Origin of the sequence: Hydrogenophaga sp. (assembly GCF_048549895.1) — a bacterium.
In the GTDB taxonomy this organism is placed as follows: domain Bacteria; phylum Pseudomonadota; class Gammaproteobacteria; order Burkholderiales; family Burkholderiaceae_C; genus Hydrogenophaga.
Genome location: NZ_JBLYYB010000189.1, coordinates 1 through 6,871 on the forward strand (window position 1 = coordinate 1; position 6,871 = coordinate 6,871).

At 66.6% G+C, this 6,871-nt stretch carries 5 protein-coding genes; 1 reads left to right on the forward strand and 4 read right to left on the reverse strand.

What is annotated here, in order from left to right; translation table 11 throughout:
- Window positions 1–237 precede the first annotated feature (237 nt).
- The 4 genes from ACN4F8_RS17930 to ACN4F8_RS17945 form a co-directional block, all read right to left on the reverse strand.
- Entirely contained in the window at window positions 238–1,341 is a 1,104-nt protein-coding gene (locus ACN4F8_RS17930; RefSeq protein WP_419474810.1) for a M14 family metallopeptidase, read from the reverse strand.
- The gene (locus tag ACN4F8_RS17935) at window positions 1,338–2,555 is read right to left on the reverse strand and encodes a M20 aminoacylase family protein (RefSeq protein ID WP_419474811.1); all 1,218 of its coding nucleotides are present in this window, start codon (window positions 2,553–2,555) and stop codon (window positions 1,338–1,340) included. The genes ACN4F8_RS17930 and ACN4F8_RS17935 overlap by 4 nt, the downstream gene beginning before the upstream one ends.
- A gap of 126 nt (window positions 2,556–2,681) precedes the next feature.
- Window positions 2,682–3,905 (reverse strand): ABC transporter substrate-binding protein, encoded by a 1,224-nt coding sequence (locus ACN4F8_RS17940; RefSeq protein ID WP_419474812.1) that lies wholly within the window; start codon window positions 3,903–3,905, stop codon window positions 2,682–2,684.
- A gap of 285 nt (window positions 3,906–4,190) precedes the next feature.
- A complete protein-coding gene (locus ACN4F8_RS17945) occupies window positions 4,191–5,342 on the reverse strand; it encodes an ABC transporter substrate-binding protein (RefSeq protein ID WP_419474813.1) in 1,152 nt (383 codons plus the stop codon).
- 96 nt (window positions 5,343–5,438) lie between these two features.
- Here ACN4F8_RS17945 and ACN4F8_RS17950 point away from each other — a divergent pair.
- Window positions 5,439–6,871: molybdopterin-dependent oxidoreductase (locus ACN4F8_RS17950; RefSeq protein ID WP_419474814.1), on the forward strand; the 1,433-nt coding region annotated here is incomplete at its 3' end.

Below are 6,871 nucleotides of genomic sequence, written 5' to 3' on the forward strand. Positions count from 1 at the left end.
GGGGGAGTTGGCTCCCGCATTCACTCCCTCTCCCTCTGGGAGAGGGCTGGGGTGAGGGCCCGCACACAGAAACCCAGGCCAACGAGCCCGCCGTCAGGCCGGGCTGAGCAGCGCAAGGCAGCCCGCAGGGTCCCGGTCTTCGGCTCGCCTTTTCTTTGGCTACTTTCTTTTGGGCGTTGCAAAAGAAAGTGAGTCGGCCGCCGGGCCGAGACCCGGCTCGCCACGAAAGCAGAAACATCACAAAGAAGAAGAAAGCCCAGAAACAGCCTGAAACAAAGCCTGCCGCGCCTGCACCACCACCCGCGCCTTCCACTCTTGCGTATCCACATAAAAAGCCGCCAACAACCGCGCCTTGATCGCCGCACGCAAAGCCTCGGGCGCATCCGGATGCAGGTGCAGCCAGTGATCCCCTCGCAGCGCGTCGATCACCTCCTTGATCGGCACCGTGCCGTACTCCATGGCTATGCCGGTGTACTGCGCCTGCGGGCACTCTTCATCGGCGACGTTCCACATCAAACCGGTCAGCGGGGACGATGTGGACGAGCCGTCGTGCATGGACGTCACCGGTGTCTGGCCACCGCCGCCCCACCAGCGGCGGGCACGCGCCAGCGCCACCGCGTCGTCGCGGCTGGCAAAGATGCGCTCACCCAAACCGGGTTCACCCAGGCCGGTGTGCAGGTCGATCCACGCCAGGTGGCGGGCACGCTGCCCATGGCGGCGCAGCACCTGGCGCAACGTGCGGTTGCTCCAGGTGGCTTCAATGCCACCGTAAAACAGGCCGTCGGCGAACGCGTGCTGGCCTTGCGACACCGCGGCCTGAAAACGGGCCAGGCCGTGGGTCTGGATGTGAGCGCCGATGGCCGCGGCGTTGTCCGGGCCGGGCGGCCATTGTTCGGGCAAGAGCAGCTCGTGCAGCTCTGCGTAGGCCTCGTTGGCGGGCAGTGGCTGGCTGAAGTCGTGGAAGTTGCGGTTGAGGTCGACGTTCTCGTGCGTCACACGGCGCACCCACGAGAAGCCGTGCGGATTGAGCGCGTGGATGTAGAGCACGGCCACGCCGGCTGCGCGTGCGTGTTCGCGCCATTCGGCGTCTTGCGCGGCAAACACCTGCACACCCGAACCGCAATGGCCCTCCACGCCGTGGCAGGCGCTGCTGACGATGAGCAGGCGTTCGGCGGCGGGGTCGCCGTCGAGCGCCACGTCCATCGCGAGCACCTCACCATCGCGGCCGGGCAGCGGATGGTTGTGGCTGCTGATGGCCATGCCCGCACTGGCGGCCACCTCCAGAAACTGCACCCGGGCGCGGGCGTACGACGGCGAAAAAGCGTCGGCGGGAGCAATCAACCCGCTGTCCCCGGGCGCGGGCGGCTCAGCCACTTCTCAGCCAGTTGCACCCAGTAGGTGGCGCCCAGCGGGATCAGGTCGTCGTTGAAGTCGTAGCTGGGGTTGTGCAGCATGCAGGGGCCACCGCCGTGGCCCATTTCGCGGTGTGCGCCGTCGCCGTTGGCGATGAAGGCGTAGCAACCGGGGCGCGCCTGCAGCATGTAGGCGAAGTCTTCCGCGCTCATGGTGGGCTCCTGGTCCACCACGCGATCAGCGCCCACGATGTCGGCCATGACCTCGCGCGCAAACGCGGTCTCGGCGGCGTGGTTGATGGTGGGCGGGTAGTTGCGCTTGAAGCGGAACTCGACCGTGGCGCCGAAGGCCGCGCTGGTGTGCTCGGCCACCTCCTGCATGCGGCGCTCGATCATGTCGAGCACCTCAAAGGTGAAGGTGCGCACCGTGCCCTGGATCACGCAGCTGTCGGGCACCACGTTGGTGGCCTCGCCGGTGTGGATCATGGTGACCGAGATCACACCGGCGTCCACCGGCTTCTTGTTGCGCGAGATGATGGTCTGGAAGGCCATCACCATCTGGCAGGCCACCGGCACCGGGTCGATGCCGTTGTGGGGCAGCGCAGCGTGCGAGCCCTTGCCGCGGATGGTGATGTGAAACTCGTTGCTCGACGCCATGACCGGACCGGCACTCGCAGCGAAGGTGCCCACCGCCATGCCGGGCCAGTTGTGCATACCGAACACCGACTCCACCGGGAACTGCTCGAACAGGCCGTCCTTGATCATCTCGCGCGCGCCGCCGCCGCCCTCTTCGGCCGGCTGGAAGATCAGGTAGACCGTGCCGTCGAAGTTGCGGTGTTGGGCAAAGTGTTGCGCGGCGCCGAGCAGCATGGCGGTGTGGCCGTCGTGGCCGCAGGCGTGCATCTGGCCAGCGTGCTGGCTGGCGTGGGCGAAGGTGTTGTGCTCCTGCATGGGCAGGGCGTCCATGTCGGCGCGCAGGCCGATGGCGCGGCCACAAGCCCCGCCGTCGCGGCCGTGCACGATGCCCACCACGCCGGTGGTGCCCATGCCACGGTGCACCGGAATGCCCCACTCGGTCAGCTTGGAGGCCACCACGTCGGCGGTGCGCACTTCCTTGAAACAGAGTTCGGGGTGGGCATGGATGTCTCGGCGCACGGCCGCGATGCCGGCGGCTTGCGTGAGGATGGAATCGATGAGCTTCATGGGTACCTTTGCGTGCCGCCAGGGCGGCGGGGAAGACAACTCACCATGGTATCCATGACCCTGACCCAGCGCCGCCGAACGAGCGGCAAACCCGTCAACAGAAAGGTCTGTATCGGGCGGGTCAGCTCACTCCTTGCGGCGGATCACGCTGGCGCGGGCGGCATCGTCCTTGTAGACGTAAGTGCGTTCACCGCCTTGCCAGGTGCCCAGCCACAGCATGTTGGCGGAGATGGCGTCGTGGTCGGCGCTGCTGAACGGTTTTTCGTAGGTGGTGACCACGCCGCGGTAGGGTTGCTGCAGGTTCTCCAGCGACTGCTTCAGGGTCTTGCCGGTGATGTTGCCCTTGGTCAGGAACATCGCGCGCAGCAGCAGATGCACCGAGTCGTAGGTCTGAGCGGCCGACATCATCGAGCCGATGGGGCGCTCTTTCGACAGCTTGGCGTAGCCCCGCAAAAAGGTGCTGTTGCGCTCCATGAAGGTGTTGGGCAACACGGTCTGCACCACGTACGTGCCCTCGACAGCACCCTTGGACGCTTCAAAGGCAGAAGCGTGCGACAGGCCCCATGGGCCGTACTGCGGCACGTTCCAGCCTGCGGCGGCGCGGCTGGCCGAGATCACACCCTGCTCGGGGCCCACGGTCCAGCCGATCAGGGCGTCGGCGCCGGAGTCCTTGAGCTGCTTCATTTCGTCGGCCAGGGTTTTCACCCCCACCTTGAAGCGCACGACGATGTGGGGCTTGAGGCCCACGGCCTGCAGCGCCGCCTCCAGATCTTTCAGGCCGCCGTCGCCATAGCCGGTGCTGTCCACCAGCAGGGCCACCTTCTTCAGGTTGCGCTTGACGATGTCGGCCACCAGAAACTGCGACTGCAACTGATCGCGCGCCGAGGTGCGAAAGATGTAGCTCTCGGCCGCCGGGTACTTGGCGGTGATCGCGGTGCCGGTGGCGCAAGGCACGATGAGCAAGTGCTGGTTGTTCTGGAACACGTCAAGCGCCTTCATGGCCACACCGGTGTTGCAGAAGCCCACGGTGGCGGCCACTTTTTCGGTGAGCACCAGTTCCTCGGCGTGTTTGAGGCCCATGTCGTTGTTGGCCTGGTCGTCGCGGATCACCAGCTCCAGCTTGCGCCCGAGGTAGCCACCCACTGCGTTGATCTCTTCCACCGCCACCTGCGCGCCCACGCGCGCGCTGTTGCCCATGTCGGACGAGCCGCCGGTGAGCGGCAGGATCAGCCCGAGCCGGATCAGTTTGGGGTCCGGCGCTGCAGTTGCCGGAGCGGGGGCCTGAGCCCAGGCGGGTGACAAGCCGGCCAACAAGGCCAGCGCCAGCCAATGGCGAACGGGCAACTGCATCAAGGACCTCCAAAGCGGTGGGGTGTTTCTCAACCGACTTCAACAGGCTACAGCGCAACGCTTTGCGGTGGCAATCGGGCCAAACGATCTGTGGGTTTTCGCCCCGACGGCGGCCCGACCGGACCAGCCGCCGGCCGGTTACTTCAAACCGGGTAGTTATTTCTTCCGGATCGGCTCAAACAAATACAAAGGAATTCATTTCCAATGGCAGGCAAGCGCAACGCGTCTCCACGCCGAAGAGCACCGATGTGATGCAACGGTGCAACGCGACCACCCGGGCCTCGCTCAGCGGCGGATACGGCCGTCCTCGGTGAGCAGTGTGAGTTCGACAAACCGCGAACCGGTGTGCTTCGCGGGCCCGAAGTCCACCGGAAAGCCCCCCAGGTTCACGTTCTGCATGCCCTGCACCGCGTTGATGAAACCCTCGCGCGTGAGCGCCTTGCCCGCGCGGCGCACCGCTTCGGTGAAGACCTTGGCCGCCACAAACCCTTCCATGCCGGAGTAGTTGGGCTCGACACCGCGCTTGTCCTTGATGGTGGCCAGGTACTCGCCCGACAGCGGGGTGGCCGGCGTGTAGGGAAAGGGCATCACCTGGCTCACGGACACACCACGGGCCTCGGCACCGAGCTCGTCGATGAGCGCCTGCGTGCCCACGAAGGACACGTTGTAGAAGTTGCCGCCAAAGCCGGCACGGCGGGCCTGGCGCACAAACGTGGCCACCGCCTTGTACGCCCCGATCTGCACGATGGCCTCGGGCTTCTGCGCCATGATGTCTTTCACCGCCTGGGCCACCTCGATCGTGTTGCGCTCCACCGTGCCCAGTGCTGCGGGCTCCAGGTTGATGGCGGCCATGGCCCGGGTCACACCGTCCAGACCGGTCTTGCCGTAGGCGTCGTTCTGGTAGAAGACCGCGATCTTCTTGATGCCGGTGGACGTGATCTGGCGAACGATGGCGGCCGTCTCGTCGAAGTACGAAGCGCGCACGTGGATGGCGTAGCGGTTGAACGGATCGCGCAGCGCCTGCGCACCAGTGAACGGCGCAAAGAACGGCAGCTTGGCGGTGGTGGCCAGCGGCAAGGCTGCCAGGCTGGTGGGCGTGCCGATGTAGCCAAACAGGGCAAACACATCGTCGGCAATGAGCTGGCGCGTGTTGGCGGCGCAGCGCTCGGGCTCGTAGCCGTCGTCCAGGCGTTTGATCTCGATGGTGCGGCCGTTGACCCCGCCCTTGGCATTGACCACATCGAAATACGCCTGCGCACCCAGGTGAAACTGCAGGCCCAACTGCACGGCAGCCCCGGTGAACGGGGCTGATTGCCCCAGCACGATGCGCGTGTCGGTCAAGGCCGCGCTCTGCGCGCCGGCCGAGCCCCCCCACGACGCCAGGGCGCCCGAGCCAACCAACTTGCACACATGGGACAAGGCTTCACGACGCTGCATGCGAACACTCCTGATATGCTGATTTGGGAACCCCACAGGGTAAAGCAAGTGCCCTGCCAATCGGCCTGTCCCACGAACCTTGAACACTTCCTTCCGATGAACACGACCGTGCACACGATCCGCGGCGCCTGCCCTCACGATTGCCCCGACACCTGCTCCTTAGTCACCACGGTGGAGAACGGTGTGGCAACCCGCGTGCAAGGCAACCCCGAGCACCGACACACCGACGGCGCGCTGTGCACCAAGGTGTCGCGCTACACCGAGCGCACCTACCACCCCGAGCGCCTGCTGCACCCCATGGTGCGCACCGGCCCCAAGGGCAGCGGGCAGTTCAAACGCGTGGGCTGGGACGAAGCGCTGGACCTGATTGCCGAACGCCTGAAAAACATCGCCGCGCGCGACCCGCAGGCCATCGTTCCCTACAGCTATGCCGGCACCATGGGCCAGGTGCAGGGCGAGGGCATGGCGGCGCGCTTCTTCCACCGGCTCGGTGCCTCACATCTGGAACGCACCATCTGCGCCTCGGCCGGCGGCGAAGGGCTGATCCAGACGCTGGGCGGCAAGGTCGGCATGAAGGTGGAGCACTTTGCCGACGCCCAACTCATCGTCATCTGGGGCAGCAACTCCATCGGCAGCAACCTGCATTTCTGGCGCCTGGCGCAGCAGGCCAAACGCAACGGCGCGCGGCTGGTGTGCATCGACCCGAGACGCTCCGAGACCGCCGAGAAGTGCCACGAACACATCGCCCTGCGCCCGGGCACCGACGCCGCACTGGCACTCGCGCTCATGCACCAGCTCATCACCCACGACTGGCTGGACCACGACTACATCGCGCAGCACACGCTGGGCTGGGAGGGCCTGCGCGAGCGTGCGCTGCAGTGGCCGCCCGAACGCGCCGCCGAGGTGTGCGGCATCCCGGTGCAGCAGATCACCGACCTGGCGCGCGCCTACGGCACCACCAAGCCGGCCGCCATCCGCCTGAACTACGGCATGCAGCGCGTGCGCGGCGGTGGCAACGCGGTGCGCGCCGTGGCCTGCCTGCCGGCGCTGGTGGGCGCGTGGCGCCAGCCGGCGGGCGGTCTGCTGTTGTCCAGCTCGGCGCAGTTCCCGGTGAACCGCACCGCCCTGCACAAGCCCGAGCTGCTGGCCGGGCGCACGCCACGCACCATCAACATGAGCACCATCGGCAACGACCTGCTGAACCCGGGCTCGGCCGCCTTCGGCCCGAAGATCGAAGCGCTCATCGTCTACAACAGCAACCCGGTGGCGGTGGCGCCGGAGTCGGGCAAGGTGGTGCAGGGTTTCCTGCGCGAAGACCTGTTCACCGTGGTGCTCGAACACTTCCAGACCGACACCGCCGACCATGCGGATGTGATCCTGCCGGCCACCACGCAGCTCGAACACTGGGACATCCACACCAGCTACGGCCACACCGACGTGCTGCTCAACCGCCCGGCCATCGCACCCGTGGGCGAGGCCCGCACCAACACCGACGTCTTTCGCGCGCTGGCCGCGCGCCTGGGTTTTGA